The 17,109-nt window shown below is 45.1% G+C and carries 12 protein-coding genes; 6 read left to right on the top strand and 6 right to left on the bottom strand.

The window, feature by feature from the left end; all coding sequences use genetic code 11:
• Positions 1-2: 2 nt before the first annotated feature.
• Positions 3-1,697 carry a GH39 family glycosyl hydrolase gene (locus tag BMZ54_RS24180; RefSeq protein WP_089918289.1) on the bottom strand — a complete coding sequence of 565 codons (1,695 nt, stop codon included), beginning with the start codon at positions 1,695-1,697 and terminating at the stop codon, positions 3-5.
• An 89-nt stretch (positions 1,698-1,786) separates the two neighbouring features.
• Here BMZ54_RS24180 and BMZ54_RS24185 point away from each other — a divergent pair, with 89 nt between their 5' ends.
• The gene (locus BMZ54_RS24185; protein WP_089918290.1) at positions 1,787-3,247 is read left to right on the top strand and encodes a M28 family metallopeptidase; all 1,461 of its coding nucleotides are present in this window, start codon (positions 1,787-1,789) and stop codon (positions 3,245-3,247) included.
• Position 3,248: 1 nt separating this feature from the next.
• Here BMZ54_RS24185 and BMZ54_RS24190 read toward each other — a convergent pair whose 3' ends face one another.
• Entirely contained in the window at positions 3,249-3,620 is a 372-nt protein-coding gene (locus BMZ54_RS24190; RefSeq protein WP_089918292.1) for a winged helix-turn-helix transcriptional regulator, read from the bottom strand.
• Between the two features lie 80 nt (positions 3,621-3,700).
• Here BMZ54_RS24190 and BMZ54_RS24195 point away from each other — a divergent pair, with 80 nt between their 5' ends.
• Positions 3,701-4,519, top strand: coding sequence for an SDR family oxidoreductase (locus BMZ54_RS24195; protein ID WP_089918512.1), 819 nt, complete (start codon positions 3,701-3,703; stop codon positions 4,517-4,519).
• A 1-nt stretch (position 4,520) separates the two neighbouring features.
• Here the strand turns inward: BMZ54_RS24195 and BMZ54_RS24200 are convergent, their stop codons facing one another.
• Positions 4,521-5,396 carry a hypothetical protein gene (locus BMZ54_RS24200; protein ID WP_089918294.1) on the bottom strand — a complete coding sequence of 292 codons (876 nt, stop codon included), beginning with the start codon at positions 5,394-5,396 and terminating at the stop codon, positions 4,521-4,523.
• A gap of 183 nt (positions 5,397-5,579) precedes the next feature.
• Between BMZ54_RS24200 and BMZ54_RS24205 the strand changes: the two genes are divergently transcribed.
• A complete protein-coding gene (locus BMZ54_RS24205) occupies positions 5,580-6,815 on the top strand; it encodes a hypothetical protein (RefSeq protein WP_143081119.1) in 1,236 nt (411 codons plus the stop codon).
• A gap of 15 nt (positions 6,816-6,830) precedes the next feature.
• Here the strand turns inward: BMZ54_RS24205 and BMZ54_RS24210 are convergent, their stop codons facing one another.
• Positions 6,831-8,042, bottom strand: coding sequence for an exo-beta-N-acetylmuramidase NamZ family protein (locus BMZ54_RS24210; protein ID WP_089918299.1), 1,212 nt, complete (start codon positions 8,040-8,042; stop codon positions 6,831-6,833).
• A gap of 132 nt (positions 8,043-8,174) precedes the next feature.
• Here BMZ54_RS24210 and BMZ54_RS24215 point away from each other — a divergent pair, with 132 nt between their 5' ends.
• The 3 genes from BMZ54_RS24215 to BMZ54_RS24225 all read left to right on the top strand — a co-directional run bounded on the left by BMZ54_RS24215 (position 8,175) and on the right by BMZ54_RS24225 (position 11,876).
• On the top strand, positions 8,175-9,335 hold the full coding sequence (locus tag BMZ54_RS24215) for an FG-GAP repeat domain-containing protein (RefSeq protein ID WP_089918301.1): 1,161 nt from the start codon (positions 8,175-8,177) through the stop codon (positions 9,333-9,335).
• A gap of 77 nt (positions 9,336-9,412) precedes the next feature.
• Positions 9,413-10,507, top strand: coding sequence for a suppressor of fused domain protein (locus BMZ54_RS24220; RefSeq protein WP_089918303.1), 1,095 nt, complete (start codon positions 9,413-9,415; stop codon positions 10,505-10,507).
• Positions 10,508-10,661: 154 nt separating this feature from the next.
• On the top strand, positions 10,662-11,876 hold the full coding sequence (locus tag BMZ54_RS24225) for a CehA/McbA family metallohydrolase (protein WP_238386677.1): 1,215 nt from the start codon (positions 10,662-10,664) through the stop codon (positions 11,874-11,876).
• 47 nt (positions 11,877-11,923) lie between these two features.
• Here the strand turns inward: BMZ54_RS24225 and BMZ54_RS24230 are convergent, their stop codons facing one another.
• Both BMZ54_RS24230 and BMZ54_RS24235 read right to left on the bottom strand, forming a co-directional pair.
• Positions 11,924-14,104, bottom strand: a complete 2,181-nt coding sequence (locus tag BMZ54_RS24230; RefSeq protein WP_089918305.1) for a DEAD/DEAH box helicase — start codon at positions 14,102-14,104, stop codon at positions 11,924-11,926.
• Between the two features lie 11 nt (positions 14,105-14,115).
• The gene (locus BMZ54_RS24235; protein WP_089918307.1) at positions 14,116-16,977 is read right to left on the bottom strand and encodes a BREX system ATP-binding domain-containing protein; all 2,862 of its coding nucleotides are present in this window, start codon (positions 16,975-16,977) and stop codon (positions 14,116-14,118) included.
• Between the last annotated feature and the right edge of the window lie 132 nt (positions 16,978-17,109).

Genomic DNA, 17,109 nt, shown 5'->3' on the forward strand with positions numbered 1-17,109 from the left:
TTTTACCAGGAAAGCTGGAATAGGGCCACCGCCTGCCGCGGCAGCTGCAGGCGCACTACAGCTGCGCCGTTATTTACAGGTAATGTTTCCGGATCACTGGTAACCTGCAGCTGTCCTGTTTTTTCCAAGGTTGTTATTTGTTCCGGTGTAGGCTGCCTGGGTGATCCCATTTGTTTCCAGGCTTCATAGGCATTGCTGTGGGCAGCATCAATACGGTATTGCTGCAGCCGTACTTTATTAGCTGTTATGCCCTGAATAGTAATGCTAACAGGGGTAGCCGGCGCCGGACTGTTATTGTCATGATAGTTCCAGACCATTACGGCAGCCGTGCGGGCATCTTTTGTGGCCAGGGCGTTAATATCCGGTTGTGGGCCACGTACGCTGGAATCTTTTATTTTAATAAAGTCATATGCCAGCGCCCCGCTAACGGCTACACGATTCCCCTGCATTTTGCCAAACATACGGAACACGTTCAGCACCGGTTTATCTACGCCATTGGTGGCCAGGTCGCGGAAACCGGCAAACCAGGGCTGGTCCTCAAACTCAAAAGCCCAGGTAACAGCGCCGGCCAGGTTTACGCCGCGGGCCGCTGCCAGCTCGTATTTGCGGGCAAAGGAGGCTGCCGTATAGCTGCTATACATGGTGCCGTTGCGGTAGGCATTTTCCGGATGATATTTTTCAGAACAGGCGGCACAGCCTTCGGGGTCTGATTCACCAATGATAATGGGTAAATGCTTCAGCGTGGGGTAGGAGGCTACTATTTCAAAGCCTTTATCAATATCGCGTAGCTGTGTGCCCATGTTCATTTGCACTACACCATTTACCAGCGTAGGCGCACCTTTGGCGTGAAAGGAGATCAGATCCAGCGGGGAGCCGGTTTTACCGGTTACATAGTTGGTGCCGTTCACCACATGGTCCAGGAAAGCTTTCAGGAAGTCGGCCGCATCTTTCCAGTTAGGGCCGGTTACTTCAGGGCCGCCTATACGCGCAGTGGGCAATGCACGTTTAACTGCATCGGCCGTGTAATCATATAATTTAATGTATTCTTCTGTAGTGCCTTTCCAGTAGCCAATGTTAGGCTCATTCCATAATTCCCAGTACCAGCTTTCCACTTCTTTTTTGCCATAACGTGCCACGCAATGCTGCACCCAGGCATATACCAGCGCCGCAAATTTTTTATAATCTTTAGGCGGATAGGCCCAGCCGGTAAAAATTTCGTCATACGGATGGTCCGGCTGCCAGTGGTGCCGGTAAGGCTCGGGCTTTACAGACAATGCCTGCGGCATAAACCCGATCTGTGCCAGTGGTTTCATACCGCGTTTTATATAAGTATCAAATATGCGGTCAGTAATGGTCCAGTCATATACAGGGTTACCATTTTTATCTTCCGTATAGGCGTTGGTAGATCCCCATTTTAAAGCCGCCTCACCATCGCCGGTCACTAAAAGGCTGTGTGTTCTTACATACACCGGTACTTTGCTTAGCTGCGAAATTTCAGTAAGCAGCTTTTGCCCGTCTTTCATGTAGGTATAGTTAGGCTCATCATAGCCAAACCAGGCCCAAATGGGCGTCATAGGGCCTTTGGGCTGGTCCAGGTGCACCTGTATGGTCACGGTATCCTGCGACAGGCAGCGAAAGCCAATGCCGGTAAGCACAAGCAATAACAATATAAAACGAACGGAAGTTGATCGGGTCATACGCACAATTTTATGTGGAACTATTAAAGATACGGTTTGAAGAAAATAAAACGGAATGTATTATTTTTATCTACTAAATAAGTAGACTAATGAAAACCGCTTCCAGTTTTGTTATGTTGCTGTTCACTGCCGGCACCGTATTGGCGCAGGTGAAACAAGATCCTATACAGGCAGCTGATCTTAAACGGGACCTGTACCGCATGGCGGATGATTACTTCCGTGGCCGGGAAGCTGGTACGCTGGATGAGCTGAAAGCCTCCGTATGGCTGGCGGAAGAGGCGCGTAAAGCAGGACTGGAGCCGGCCGGGGAGGATGGTACTTATTTCCAGTTCTTTCCTTTAATACGCGAGCGTGTAAGTACGCGCAGCACCATTACCATTGGCAGCCGTTCGTTTGTGCTGTGGAAAGATGCTATTGTGTATGAACCTTCTTTTGCAGCGGTACATGCGCCGCTGGTGTTTGTTGATGATCCGGCTACGGTTACAGATGCTGCGGTAAATGGTAAAGTAGTGGCCCTGCAGTTCTCAGATAAAGGTATTAATGATCCGCGGGTACATGTGCCCATGCGGTATGGTGCTATTGTTATCAGCTTCTGGGCTAAAAAGCTGGCTGCCAAAGGCGCTAAGGCCATCGTGTTTGTTTCTGATGACCTGGCAGATAAGGTTTGGGCGCGGGGTTCCGAATATGCCAACAGGGGCTCTTACCAGATAGAGGGCAGCCTTTTTCACCGGCAGCTGTTAAATGGTATTCCCATCATCTGGCTAAAAAAGGAAGCGCTGGACCTGGTGCGTACACCCAACCAGCAGGTAGATGCGCAGATCTTTTCTGAGAATTTCACCTACCCTTCCGTGAATGTAGTGGCTAAAGTAAAGGGCAGTGACCCAAAGCTGGCCAATGAGTATGTGCTGTTTAGCGGCCACCAGGATCATGATGGGGTACGTAATATTACACCGGGCAAAGATTCTATTTTCAACGGGGCCGATGATAATGCTACGGTAAGCGTAGCGCTGCTGGCCATTGGCCGCGCATTTCATCAAAAGCCTGGAAAGCGTTCCGCTTTGTTTGTATGGCATGGGGCCGAGGAGCGGGGATTGTTTGGTTCCACCTGGTTTGCAGATCATCCTTTAGTGCCGCGGGAAGCTATTGTAGCGGTGTTAAACGGGGATATGATCGGTAACAATGCCCCGGATAGCGCAGCTTTACTGGGGGTAGTACCGCCGCACCGCAGCTCGGCAGACCTGGTAAATATTGCGCTGCGTGAAAATGAAAAGGGGCTGCGGTTTAAGCTGGATACCGCGTGGGATAAAGCCTCACACCCTGAGGGCTGGTATTTCCGCAGCGATCATTTTCCTTATGCTAAAAAGAATATTCCTGCTTTATTCTTCAGCTCTTTGCCGCATCCCCTGTACCACACGCCGGGCGATGAAGCAGCCAGCATCAACATAGAAAAGCTTACCAAAATTACCCGATGGATGTATGCCACCGGTTTTGCTGTAGCCAATGCTGCGCAGCGTCCGCGGCTGGAACCTGGCTTTCAGCTGGAGCGGTAGGTTATCCTTTACCGGTTATTTTCTTTTTGTGCTTCTTGCCCCAGTCTATCATCGCTAATATGATAGGGCCAAAGGTTTTGCAGTAATCCGTGCTTTCATATTCCACACTCACGGGTATATCTGCATATACGGTGCGGGTAATGAGCTTATTCAGCTCCATTTCCTTTAGCTCCCTGGACAGCATACGGGTGGTAATGCCCGGAATGCTGCGCTGTATATCTCGGAAGCGCTTGTTGCCATTACAAATGGAGTTAATAATGGGCAGCTTCCATTTACCACCTATTACATAAATGGTATCCTGCAGCGCCTGCACTTCCTCTGCCTGGTTACGGGGGAAGGATAAGATCTTTTTGGCCTGTTTTTCTAAATGCATACCTGGTATACTCTGTTATACTGGTTACAAAGTTATACCAATTGCGCCGGATATTTGCACTGGAATTAAACAAACAGAAAATGAGCAAAACAATTTTTATTACCGGCACCAGTACCGGTTTGGGTAAATTAACGGCCATACATTTTGCCAACCAGGGCTGGCAGGTAGCGGCCACCATGCGCAGCCCGGAAAAGGAAACAGCATTAACTGCCTACCCCAATATCAGGATCTTTAAGCTGGATGTTACAGATGTAACCCAGGTGCAGCAGGCCACGGAAGCGGCTATTGCTGCATTCGGGAAAATTGATGTGGTGGTGAACAATGCAGGCATAGGCGTTTACGGCCCGCTTGAATTTGCAGCGGATGCCGTTATTGACCAGCAGTTTGCCGTAAATGTACACGGCCCCATTAATGTGATCCGCGCTTTCCTGCCGCATTTCAGGACCAATAAAGGTGGCATGTTCATTAACATCAGTTCTTTTATGGGTGTAACTACCGCAGTGCCAACCGGCTCTTTATATAATATGTCCAAGTTTGCGCTGGAAGGTTTAACGGAAGGGTTGTACTATGAGCTAAAACCCTTTAACATTCAGCTGCGGCTCATAGAACAGGGCGGCTCTAACGGTAACAATTTTAAGGAGAATATAGTCTGGACCACCCATCCCGCTATTACGGATTATGATCCTATGGTTAATAAGGTAAAAGCCCTGATGGATAATGCAGACCCTTCCCTGCGCGATGATCCGCAGGTGATCGTAGACGAGATCTATGCCCTGGCTACCGGTAAGAACCAGCAGTTCAGGACATTGATCGGTAACATGGGTAAGAACCTGATGGCTATGCGCAACAGCTTACCCATTGAGGAATACCTGGAAAAAATAGCCGCCAATTTTAATTAGGCTAGGGTTTGTGGAACCGTACCCAATAAATGTGGCAGTCTTTTTCGCTGGTGCCTTGTGTATAGAAAAGGTACTTGTTATCTGGCGTAACATATTGTCCCCAGCGGTGTGCGGTACCATTGTTAATAAGTGGCCCCATGCTTTCCGGTGTGGTCCAGGTGCCGTCATTTTTCCGGCGGCTGATATAGAGCTCGCATTCAAAGTCCTTCGTTTCTTTGGCGCTGATAATAATGAAGGATTCATCTCTTGCAATAAAAAAATCCCCGTCAAAGCCGGGTGTGTTTAAAGGCGCGCCCAGGCTTTGAATGGTGGTATCTTTGGCCGTCATGGTGAATTTGCAGAAATCATAGGTGCTCCAGTCCTGCATGCTTCCCTGCTTCCCGTTACTGCCTACGTAAAAAGCACCGCTTTGCACCGGCATAAAATCATAGAGGCCGTAATTTTTTTTCAGGTAAAGCTCCGGTTTGCTCCAACCCTGGCCTTTGCGCCGCGATTGCCATACTTGTCCCCGTCCTGACTGTAGGTATAGGGTATTGTCATCTAAAGAAAAGGTGGGCGCATAAAATTGATCTGTTAAAACAAAGGGGCCTTTCCACTGATGATCTGTATACCTGAAGTATTTGATCTTGTTAGTACCGGTGCTGAACCATTTCAGCGCATTGCAATAATAAAACTCCTTGCCGTCTGCTGACCAGGCTACCCGGTCCATTGCAATGCCGGTATCGGGTAGCAGGGTGGGTGCAAAGATCTTAGGCGTATCACCTGGTGGTGTTTGTCCCAGGTAAGCATGGGCGCTGGTCCAGAAATCAGCTTGCGCCCGGCATACCAGGTTGGTGATCAGTAATAATAACACGGCAATCATAAAGTGTTTGTACATAGTTAAACAGGTTGAGGGTGAATGATAAACCAAAAAAAGATTGTAACTTTTTGCAGAAGGAGCTGTATCGTTGTTCAAAGCTATCACAGGTGCAACACAGGTACAATTCACGGATGGTACAAGTTTTTTCAAGTTTTATCACACTGATTTCCAATGCCGGCAGATATAGATAAATTGTTGCGTATGATTGAGCAGAAGCTCGATTGGGGCGATAGTGCGGCCTGGCAAAGCAGGGATTTTGAAAATTTGCAGCAGCTGATCCTGGATGAAACAGGTGTATCCCTTAGCGCCAGCACTTTAAGAAGGGTGTGGGGCCGTGTTACCTATAACAGCCTGCCCAGCACCACTACGCTGGATACGCTGGCCCGTTTTGCCGGTGCAGTTAACTGGCGGCAGTTTGTAAAAGAACATACGGATCATAATAATGCTGCTGCACCGGCAGACCCCTTGCCCGTACCCAAACCGGCTAAGCAGCAGCCGGCCAGGCTGGTGTGGATGTTAGCCGCAAGTGTGATGATCTCTCTTACGCTGCTGGGCATTTTTGCATTAAAGAAAACACCGCCGCCGGTTAAAGAAAGTGATTATCAATTTGCAGTAAAGCCGGTTACCCGCACCATTCCCAACTCGGTTATTTTTACTTACGATGCGGTTGCTGCGCCTACAGATTCCGTTTACATCCAGCAATCCTGGGATAAACGCAGAAGAACCCTGGTAAGTAAAAACCAGCATACCCATACCTCCGTTTATTATGAACCGGGTTTTTACCTGGCCAAGCTGGTGGCCGATAACCAGGTGGTAAAAGAAATACCCTTGCTGATCCCTACGGATGGATGGCTGGCCACTATAAGCAAAACGCCTGTACCGGTTTATTTGCCGGCAGCCGCTTTCATGAATAAAACCATGTTACGCTTACCGGCAGAAGCCGTTACCGCACATAATATGCCGTTGCAGCCGGAAGCACCGGATGTATATTTTTATAACGTAGGCAATTTTAACCCGGTTCCCTTGTCGGAGTTTGCTTTTAGCGTTCGTATAAAAAATGAGTACGGGGAAGGGGCGGCTGCCTGCCGGTTAACAACCATTACACTTGTTACGGACGATTCGCCGATTATTATTCCCCTGTCTGCCAAAGGTTGCGTGTCTGAAATAGGTTTGTTAAGTGTAGACCAGATGGTATCCGGCAAACAGGCCGACCTGTCTGGTTTTGGGGTGGATTTTTTAGATTGGGTACAGGTGGGCTGCAAAAGTATTGGTAAAACTATTGAATACAGCGTGAACGGAAAGACGGTATACACCTGCGCATTGCCTGAAAGGCCGGTGCATATTGTGGGCATGATCTACCGTTTCAGGGGCGCCGGCGCAGTAAAGGACATCAATCTCTATCAACAGGATAAACCCGTGTTCCGCGCATTTTTTTAGTAAGGTCCACCATCCCTATTCCGGGTACAGCAAATATTTTTTTCGCATGGTTTTATATGCTGAGAGTTGCGGCTCCCAGCTTTTGCGTATCTCTGCTTCTGATTTACCCGCTATGATCTGTTGTTTAAAAAGAGTAGTACCTGCCAGCTTATCTATATTGCCCATTTGTTTGCTTTGGCTCATATCAAAGAATTTTTCTTTAAAGGGATAAGCTTTATACATTTCTATCATCCACTGAATATTCACTTTGCCGCTGCTGCGGAGGGCCGTCATATCATACTGCCGCAGGTCCAGGCCATAACAAACTTTATCCTGGTGTAACGGGGTTTCGGACATGCCGGGTATGCTTACTGGCGTAAAGGAAAAAGTATATTTTCCTTTCAGGTCCGGGTTGCCCAGCACTGTGAAAGGCATATGGGTACCGCGCCCCTGGCTGATGATGGTACCTTCAAACAAACACAGCGACGGATAGAGCAGTATGGATTGCTGTGTGTTTAGATTAGGCGATGGCGCCACCGGTAAAGTATAGTCCATGTGATGCGCGTAGTGCTTTACGGTGATCACTTTTATTTTACATTTTTGTTTGCCGGGCAGCCATCCTTCGCCGTTTATCATCTGGGCAAATTCACCAATAGTCATACCGTGTGTAATAGGAATAGGGAATTTACCAATGCCGGAGCTGAGCTTCATATCCAGCACAGGTCCGTCTACATACCCATTGGGATTGGGCCGGTCCAGGATCAGCAGCTCTTTATTATTTTCAGCGCAGGCTTCCATAATATCCGCCAGCTTGTTGATATAGGTATAAAAACGGCAGCCCACATCCTGTACATCAAAGATCATGATGTCTATACCCGCCATATCTTTTGCCGAAGGTTTTCTTTTCTGACCATATAAAGAAATTACCGGGATACCTGTAGCCGGATCAATTTCATCACCCACCTTAGCGCCATTGCTGGCATTGCCACGAAAGCCGTGCTCAGGGCCAAAGATCACTTTAATATCCACGCCAAAGGCATGTAAGCTATCTGCAATAGACCGGTTGCCAATGATAGAGGTGGTATTGGCCAGCATGCCTACCCGTTTGCCTTTCAGGTAAGGCAGGTAAGCGGCTGTTTGATCAGCACCGGTGATGATGGTATTGGTGGTACCTGTTTTTCCCGGGTTACCAGCCGGCAAAAAGGAAAAGCAAAATGGCAAAAGGATCAGTGTAATAAACTTCCACATGGTTATGTTGCATCTGTTGTTATTACAAGGTAATTATTTTACCGGCTATATTTAAGGCGGTTGCTAATCTTTTAGGTAGTAATAGACATTGCGGGATTATTGTTTTATTTTAAGGTACTCATCAGATCTACTATGCAGAAAATAATTCCACTCATGGTTACCGCTTCTCTGCTGCTGGCCGTCCTCACCATTTGTCAGGGACAGCAATCGCCTAAAGCGGTCACTTTCAAAAAACATGTTATTAACCCGGTGTTTGTATCAGAAGGTGCGGCTACCGGCGATGTGAATAGGGATGGCCGTGCCGATATACTGGCCGGCAATTACTGGTATGAGGCGCCCGGCTGGCAACCCCACCTGCTGCATGCAGATACCTTGCACCCGGTACCGGGCTACAGCACTACTTTCCTGAATTTTTGCATGGATGTAAATAATGATGGCTGGGCTGACCTTATCCGGTTTGACCAGCCTGGTGGTGTATGTGTGTGGTATGAAAATCCGAAGACTAACAATAAGCTTTGGCCTTCGCACATGATCTTGCCATCCGCCGGTATTGAAACACCGCTTTTTGCAGATGTAGATAAGGATGGCAGAAATGACCTGATCTGCAATGATACATTAGCCAAACAGGTCATCTGGCTGAAACCGCCAGTGGGCAAGGGTGATACGCTCTGGCAGCGCCATATCATCAGCAGCGATCCTGCAAGAGGTACGCACCGCTACACCCACGGGCTGGGCTGGGGAGATGTGAATAAAGACGGCCGCAATGATGTGATCATTAAAAGCGGCTGGTGGGAATCACCTGCAGATGTAAAACAAACTAACTGGGTTTTCCATCCTGCTGATCTTGGAAAAGACTGCGCCAATATGTTTGTGCTGGATGCAGATGGTGATGGCGATATGGATGTGATCAGCTCTTCCGCGCATGATTATGGCATCTGGTGGCATGAGCAGCAAGCCGCCGGCCAATGGATCACCCATGATATCAATACCTCATTTTCTCAATCACATGCCATGGCTATGGCAGATATTAACCGGGATGGCCACCCCGACCTGATCACCGGCAAACGCTATTTTGCACATAACGGGCATGATCCCGGTGAGTATGAGCCGGCAGTATTGTATTGGTTTGAGTACATTCCCGGCAAAGCTCCGCACTGGATACCGCATGAGATCGATAACAATTCAGGCATCGGCAATAGCTTTGTGGTAACAGATATGAATAAGGATGGGCTATTGGATATTGTGGTAAGTAATAAGAAAGGCGTATACTTTTTTGAGCAGGAGGGGAAGTAGGGCTTATATAGTGTATGCGTTTACGGTGGGAAAAAAATAATTTGTAGCTTGCTGCGCAAATCAAACCGTTTCACAAGATGAATACCCCCGAAGTATTATTAGAACAGCCTAATAACCGCGGTACTTTGCATGCTGTAGTAGAGCAGGACGATCGTACCGCCTATTTTTACATTTATCCTGCAGAGCAATTTTCCGAGCGTTATAGTATAAGAGCCTGTTGGCTGCGCAACCTGCAACCCGCTCCTGAAGAGCGGGATAACGCGGCCATGGAAGAGGGCAGGGCGCCGCTGCTGGAAGCACAGTATTGTAAACACCCGCAAGGCGCGGAGCCTTTGCAGGCAGAATATGTAAACATCATGTGGAATGAGGAAGATGATGGGGCTACCGTGTTTTACCAGGATGAGCCTATAGCCATTATTCCCGGATGGAGCCTTTACTCCGACCAACGCGCATGTTATACATTGGACTGCAGCGCTATAGTTGAGGACAGGGGCATTTTCCCACTAACAGCGCCTGCGTTGTATAACAGGCTGCAAAAAACATCCGCTTTCTGGGATAAGTGGGGAGATGAGAATAATAATCCCTGGCTGCCTATTCAGCAACAATTCCTGGACGCGTATGAAGCGCAGCTCGGCAGCTCACTGCAATATTATGCTATAGATCAGCAGCAGTGGCCGCCCATGGCATTAGCCAGGTTTGAGAAAGATGATATTGTATATTTTATGAGCCTGGGCGTAAGCATCCGCCCTATGCCCTGGGTGGAGTTGTTATATAATGACCAGGCAGCGGGTTTCAGAAGAATGGAGCTGGGCCTTGCCGTGAGTAAAAAAGATTATACAGAAGAGCAGATCATGAACATGGCGCAGGCTGTATCTGGTATGGCAGACAGTCCGTGGCGCAACCTTACCTGGCTGGGAGAGGGACATACCATTAGTTCATCTGGCTTGCCGGCGGGATATGACAGTTTTATTCTTTCATCCGCGCTGTATAAAGGCCCCGGCATAGACCTGCCATCCATTGAAGGCGACCGTGTAAATCTTTATTGGGCCTGCCCCATAACGCTGGCGGAAAGAGAAGGCGCGCATAGCAAGGCTAATGGTGGTTATGAGCTGCTGGAAAAAATGATCGGTGCAGGGATCACGCATGTTTTTACAAAAAGAAAAGGTTTATAGAAGTTTTAGAATTACAAAAGCCGCAAATACTGAATAGTGTTTGCGGCTTTTGCATTTGTTGATACAAATTTAACATAGCCAGCGCTTATGGTCTTATAACTTTGCGGCGCACAATTCTTCAACGGAAACCTTTTTACTCAATAATAATTTTGATATGATGTTCAGGAATAACAGCATACTTACAGGTATGGCCTATACCGGGGTGCTGATGGGATGTATCAGCAGTGCTGCATTGGCACAGTCAGGCCACAGTAATCCATGGGCGCCTACGGTTATTAACATGTTGCCACCTGTAGCCAGCCTCACTACTGGGGTGTGGTTAAAGGGAGATCTGCACTTACACTCCCGGCATAGCAAGGAATCATCGAATAACCCTGTTGCAAAGATCATCGCGTTTTCCAGATCTGTTGGTATAGATTATATCTGCATCACGGATCACGATAACCATGTTGAGGGCGATGTTGCAAATAACACCTGGGCCGATCCTGAGTTCAGATCAGACTCCGTGCTGCTGTTGTATGGTGCAGAATGGACAACCACCCGCGGCCACGGCAATGCATTTTCTGCCAAACCGTATGATCATCAACGCCTATACGACGTTCGTGATCAGCGCGATGTGGTGATAGGTGCTGTAAAGAAACAGCTTGGGATCCATTTGTCGGCCAACCATCCCAGCGGGAAAGATCATTTTGGATACTCCTATGATATCATTGAATCTATTGAGGTCTGGAATTCCGCGATCTGGTCAAAGAATGAAAATGCGATCATGATCTGGGACGATATGCTGTCATCAGGCCGCAAGCTAACCGGCAGGGGCGGGAGCGATGCGCATCATGGTACGCCGGATACACCTGATAAGGCAACAAAGAACAGTGTGCAGGCGAAGGCCAACTATGTTGGCACTCCAACAACCTGGGTGTTTGCTACAGCACGCACTCCGCAGGCAGTTGTAGATGCCCTCACAAATGGCCGGGTTGCTGTTAGCGCAAATCCATACGCACCCCGCGTTGAATTTTATGCCGACCTGGATCAGGATGGTAAGATGGATATGATGATGGGTGATAACGTTAGGTCAACAGGCAAAGCCGTGAAGTTCCGTGTTCAGGTAACAGGAAATACTGTTCCGGATGCATCATATACTATCAGTGTTGTAAAGAACGGTAACAAGTTCGATTCCTTACACGTGACCGGGAAAACACCTGTTGCTGAGTTTACAGACACGCCGGCAGCACTGGGCCGTACTTATTACCGCGTTACGGTAGAAGGGCCGGCAACACCCTATCCACAAGTGCCGGGATCAATGGCATTGAGCGGCAATATGGTGGGGCTGTCGAACCCGATCTATTTTAATTTTGATCCGAATTTTTGAGGATGGAGTGGATTTGAAGCATTATGGAGCAAGGTTAAAATCCAAGATTATGATAGTGTAGAGGCATTTTCTGCGTTAACAAAAGATATCCTAACTCTATTTAATTCACGAACTAACCCAGAAAAATCTGTTCCTTTTTCAAGGATAGTCTTTTGGGCCAAGGGTGCCGGCAGACATTCAGAAAATTTGGAGAACCATTTGACATGAATCTGTTCTTCAATTATGTCTTGAAGTTCTTGTTCGTTTTTAAATCTAAAGGATGAGATCAAGTCGTGGATATCATGTAACGATTTTGGGTTCTCCTTTTCTAAACCAATTACAACCTTCATATAATCATGGCTAAGTTCACCTTTAATTTCTGAAGAAATAAGATTGTATAAAGCGCGATTGATTTTATCACCAGCAAAAGTCCAAAGGTAAGCTTTACCGTACTCTGTTGATGACTCTAATACCCATTTTTTGCTTTCCCAATATATGTGGTGATGCATATTTCGGTATGCCTGTAGTATTCGTTGAGCAGGTAAATCCAAAAAATCAAGCTTTATATTACTCATGAGTATTAGACCAACTTCCTGAGCTAACTCAAAGGGGATATCATAATTGCCGAAGGCCTTCCATTTGGGCGCAACACCTGTTTCATTTTTTTTGACAGATATCTGTTGCATTTCATGATCAATTTTGAGCGCATTCCATTCCTGGCCACCCAAAACAAATACAAATGGCAGTTGTTGTGCCCTGGCAAAACCTGAATCGAGTGTTCCGATGACTTTTTTACCATCTACGACGTTATACATAGGCCCTGTGTCGAAAATAGCAAAAAGTCTTTTCCAATTCGCTCGAAGGAACTCACTTTCAGCTTTATTACTAATTAATAAGGTATTGCCATTAACAAACCTTAAAAGATCTTCCTGTACCATATGGCTAATCAACAGATCAAGCTCACTACGTTGTATTCCAGAGAAGCAGGAAGCCTTTGAAATAATCTTCCAAATGTGATCGGCAGTAGTCCCCAGGTCTTGCAGGCAAAGACAAATGACTTGGTGTGCAAGAATATGAAACGCTTTTTTGGGGAATAAAATGCCTTCTGAAACGTGCTTTAAACCCAGGTTAACGCAACCTGCCAACAATACTAACTCATCTTCATCAGAACATAAGCCACGGAAATATTGAGGGCGATCTGGCCGGCGGCCAGTTCTGCCAACACGCTGTAGAAAAGAGGCTGAGCTATTTAATCCTCCAATTTGTATTACTTGGTCAAGCTCACCAATATCAATACCCAGCTCCAAGGTAGAAGTACTAATTATTGCATTTATTGACGTTTCGGTATGTTGTTTAATTGATTCTTCTGCTTCTTCTCTTAATCGTTTACTTACTGATGAGTGGTGAGTTTTTACTTTTATAGGGAACCGTGTTTGACTTACATTATTCCGCTCATTTATGCGGGTAGCGGTATCTTCAGAATTAGAACGAGAACGTTCAAAAACTATTGATTTTTTTTGAACTAATAGGGTATATAAATGATCTTGAAGCCCTTCCCCATCATTCACAAAATAATGAACTTTGAAATCTCTTTCCTTGTCAGTCTTTCTATCAACTTGTATGTATTCACCACCCAGACGATTTCCCATAAGCCAAGATAATAAATCATTTGGGTTGCCAACAGTAGCAGTAACTGCAATACGTTGCGGTTGCTTTTCTATACCGGCCTCAACTCTCTCCAGAAGAGAAACTAAGTGTGAGCCCCGTTCAGTAAGTGCAAAATAATGAGCTTCGTCGATTACAATAGTTTCAAGGTCCTTGAAAACCTCTCGCCAATTTGGCTTGCGAAGTAAAATAGCTTCGATAGACTCGGGGGTTGTTAATAGAATATCTGAAGGGAAGAGCATTTGCTTTATTTTATCATTCTGACCAACATCTCCATGCCATTTGAATGCCTCTACATAACACATTTTAGCGTAAGGAATAACTCGAAGCGCCAGATCATTTAGCAATGCCTTAAGTGGCGCGATATATAGAATTTTGAAACCCGATGATTTTGTGCCTGATATCCTTGTTAATAGAGGAAATAGAACGGCTTCAGTTTTCCCTCCCGAAGTTGGGGCTTCTATAATGCAGCTTTTTCCTTGATAAACAGGATTAAAAGATTGTTTTTGTATAGGGGTTAGGTCAGGCCACTTTTTATTTTTCACGTGGTCCTGCAATCTTGGGTGCAATTTGTTTAGTGACATACTAGGGATTATTATTTTGTGAGTTCATACTCCGAAGTAACTTCCTGCTTTGTTTTAAGAAATTGTGAAAGATCGACTCCTTTATTCTCCTCACATAAATCCAGCATTTGAATAAACTCCCTCAAAACGGGCCTAGGTTTGCGATCGATACTTTCCTCTCCAAATACTGTCCACTCCTCAATAAGTTTTAGGATGGATGAGTCATTTGCAAACTGTTGAGCATCCCAATTGTACGCTATCCCGTACAAGTCACGTATTTTAAATAGTACATTAGCTAATCTATTTTGATCGAGAGATTCAAGGCTTATAATCGGTTGTCGCATGCTTACAAAACTGTCATGAGTAAAAGGAGTCATGACTCTTTCTGCTAGCGCCTCATAGCTTTTGAGTCCATATCGCTCATCTTCAAAAAACTCATCTGTTCCGGTGAAGATAATCAAACACCCAGGAAGAGCATTTCTGCCAGCCTCGTCAATTAATAGCCGTAGTGTTTCGAGTGCTAATTCCCGTTGACGGGCATGAGGGAATTTTCGTACTAGCTCCAATTCATCAACCAAAAGTAATAGGCCTTTATAACGAGCACCACTAATGATTTCCAGGATGGCACGCATTCTTGGAAATACGTTGTTGGCTTCAAGATAGCCTCTAACACCAATATCTCTTAAAGCTTGCGATGAAAGTGATTTGCTTCCCATAATCCATGCAACGGCATTAGAAACTAATTCCATATTTCCCATAGCCTTACCTTTATAAAATGCACGCAAAGCTTGAGAAAAGCCAGGTTCAATATCACTTAGATTTGCTAATTCTACTTCAATTGAATTTTCAACAATTCTGCTGAGATTTTCCTGAGTACCAGTTTGTGATAACTCTATTCCCTCTATTCTTGCTGTCTTGTTATGAATATTTAATAACCAGGATTCCAGGATATCAACTAATGCACTTGAATCGGTTTTCTCAGGTGTACGCAAACCATTGATCAAGCCAGAAAAGAAAATGGGAAGATCAGATAAAGGTTGATCATGACTGATGTTCATGAAGGATACAGCAAATTCATTGTCCAATGCAAATTCCTTCAGCCAAGAGCACAGAAAGGTTTTACCGGAACCATATTGACCGCGTATAAATTTGAAATGAGATTTGTTAGAATTCACTTCCAATAATATATCAGAGAGATGTTTTCTCGCAGTCTGTTGCCCCACCATTAACAGACTTAGATTGTTTCTTGGAACCACTCCATGACGTAGAGCATCGATAATATCGCGAGCAGATTTCTTTTCAAGGATTTGGTTATCTGCGATATCATTAGCTGTCCACTGGTAAATATTAGCATTTTGGATACTTTTAATTTGAATATACGGCTTGTCCTCTCTTTTCAACTTTGCCATCAATTCTGCCATATGTGCTTTGTGTAAAAACCAGCCAAGTTTGTGTTTTGTAACAATCCGCGTTAAATCCTGCTCCGTTATAGATTTAGCTTCCTTTAAGATTGCTAGAACTATCTTCTCATCATTTCCAAGACTGGGAAACATAGAATTGATTTCATCCCAATTAAGCGGTAAAGTAGTAGGGTCAGTACCTACCTTTAATTCCTCACTAAATACTTCCGGAGTGTTTAATGTATCTTTTATTATTACATTATCCTTTTCCTCCGGCAAATTGACAGGAGTTGTAAACGGAACGTAATCCAAAATACGATCAACTAATTCTTGTTTGGAGCCTGAGATAGGTAGAATGAATTTTCGGCATAACTGTGCTAAATCCTCTTTACGAAGAAAATTTAAAATCGACCTTTCAGACAAATGACAATCTAAAATGCGTTTCACCTTTTCTTCTTTAGAACCACTCGTCATAAGAGCGTTTTGATGAAGAATATCATACAGCTGTTGACCTGTAAGAATCGTCAGAACCTTTATATAAATTTCCGGATCCATTTCTCGGGGTTCAGGTTCGGGTGGTAAGGAAATCGTTGGTTCGTCTAGCTGATCTTTCCGTAAATCTACATCTTCATCAAAAAACTGGATGATATTGGCAATTACAGTACTCTTTGCTCCGCTAATTTGAATATTTTCCCGCCTGCATAACTCTCGTAAAGTTTCCAGATGAAGCTGGCCCAAAACTTCGGCTGGTGGAATCAAGCTATTCAGCAATCGTCCAATCATTGCATCCTTAGTACCACTAATATTTAATTGATAAAAAGTAAGTATCAATGCCAAGTCTTCTCTATTAAGACTGTTTAGTAGCCTTTTGTAAGAATCATCCATGATTTCGATCCCAAGCGTCTTCCTAATCTGAACGGCAACTTCATCTGCGATTAAATATTTATTTTCATGAGTAAGTATAATTCCCGTAGTAAGCAAGTGATTTCTCACTAAATAGTATTCCTGTTCAATATTCCATAGGCTTATGATCGACGCGTCGTGCATTAACATAAAATGCTCACGGTCCCAAATGCCAAGTTCATTCCTCAGGAGCTCCAGTATATATCCTTCACTTTTATCAATTATGCCATCATTTTCCCAAGCCTTTTTAAGAATTTTCATATAGAGATGAGGATTTTTTTCATGAGTGCTTTTAGTTTGACCTGCTCTAATAGAAAGCTCTTTCACATAATCCAAAACTCTTGCTTGAAAGCCCTCCACTTCAGTCATGAAGTCAGGAGATTGCAAGATCAGGTTTAGTATCGCAAAGGTGGGAGGCTTGCCATAGAGAATCTTATCAGATATATATGATTGAGAGCTCAAAGCTGAAATAATCTCCTGAACAATAACAGACTGAGGTAGCCTCAAATTGATAGTTTCATCGACCTTGTCTGCAGAAAGTTGGTCTAACAGGACTGTATCATAGTTCTCAAGGATGTTCAATAATTTCATAAGTACTCAAGTTTGACAGTTAAATGAGGTTTTATATATACGATGTGAAGTGTTTTATGGATTAAATATTACATTCATAGGAATAAATGTGGATCCTCGTCCCATTAATCAATTAAGGATAAGTACAATTTA

Source organism: Chitinophaga rupis (assembly GCF_900109685.1).
Taxonomy (GTDB): domain Bacteria; phylum Bacteroidota; class Bacteroidia; order Chitinophagales; family Chitinophagaceae; genus Chitinophaga; species Chitinophaga rupis.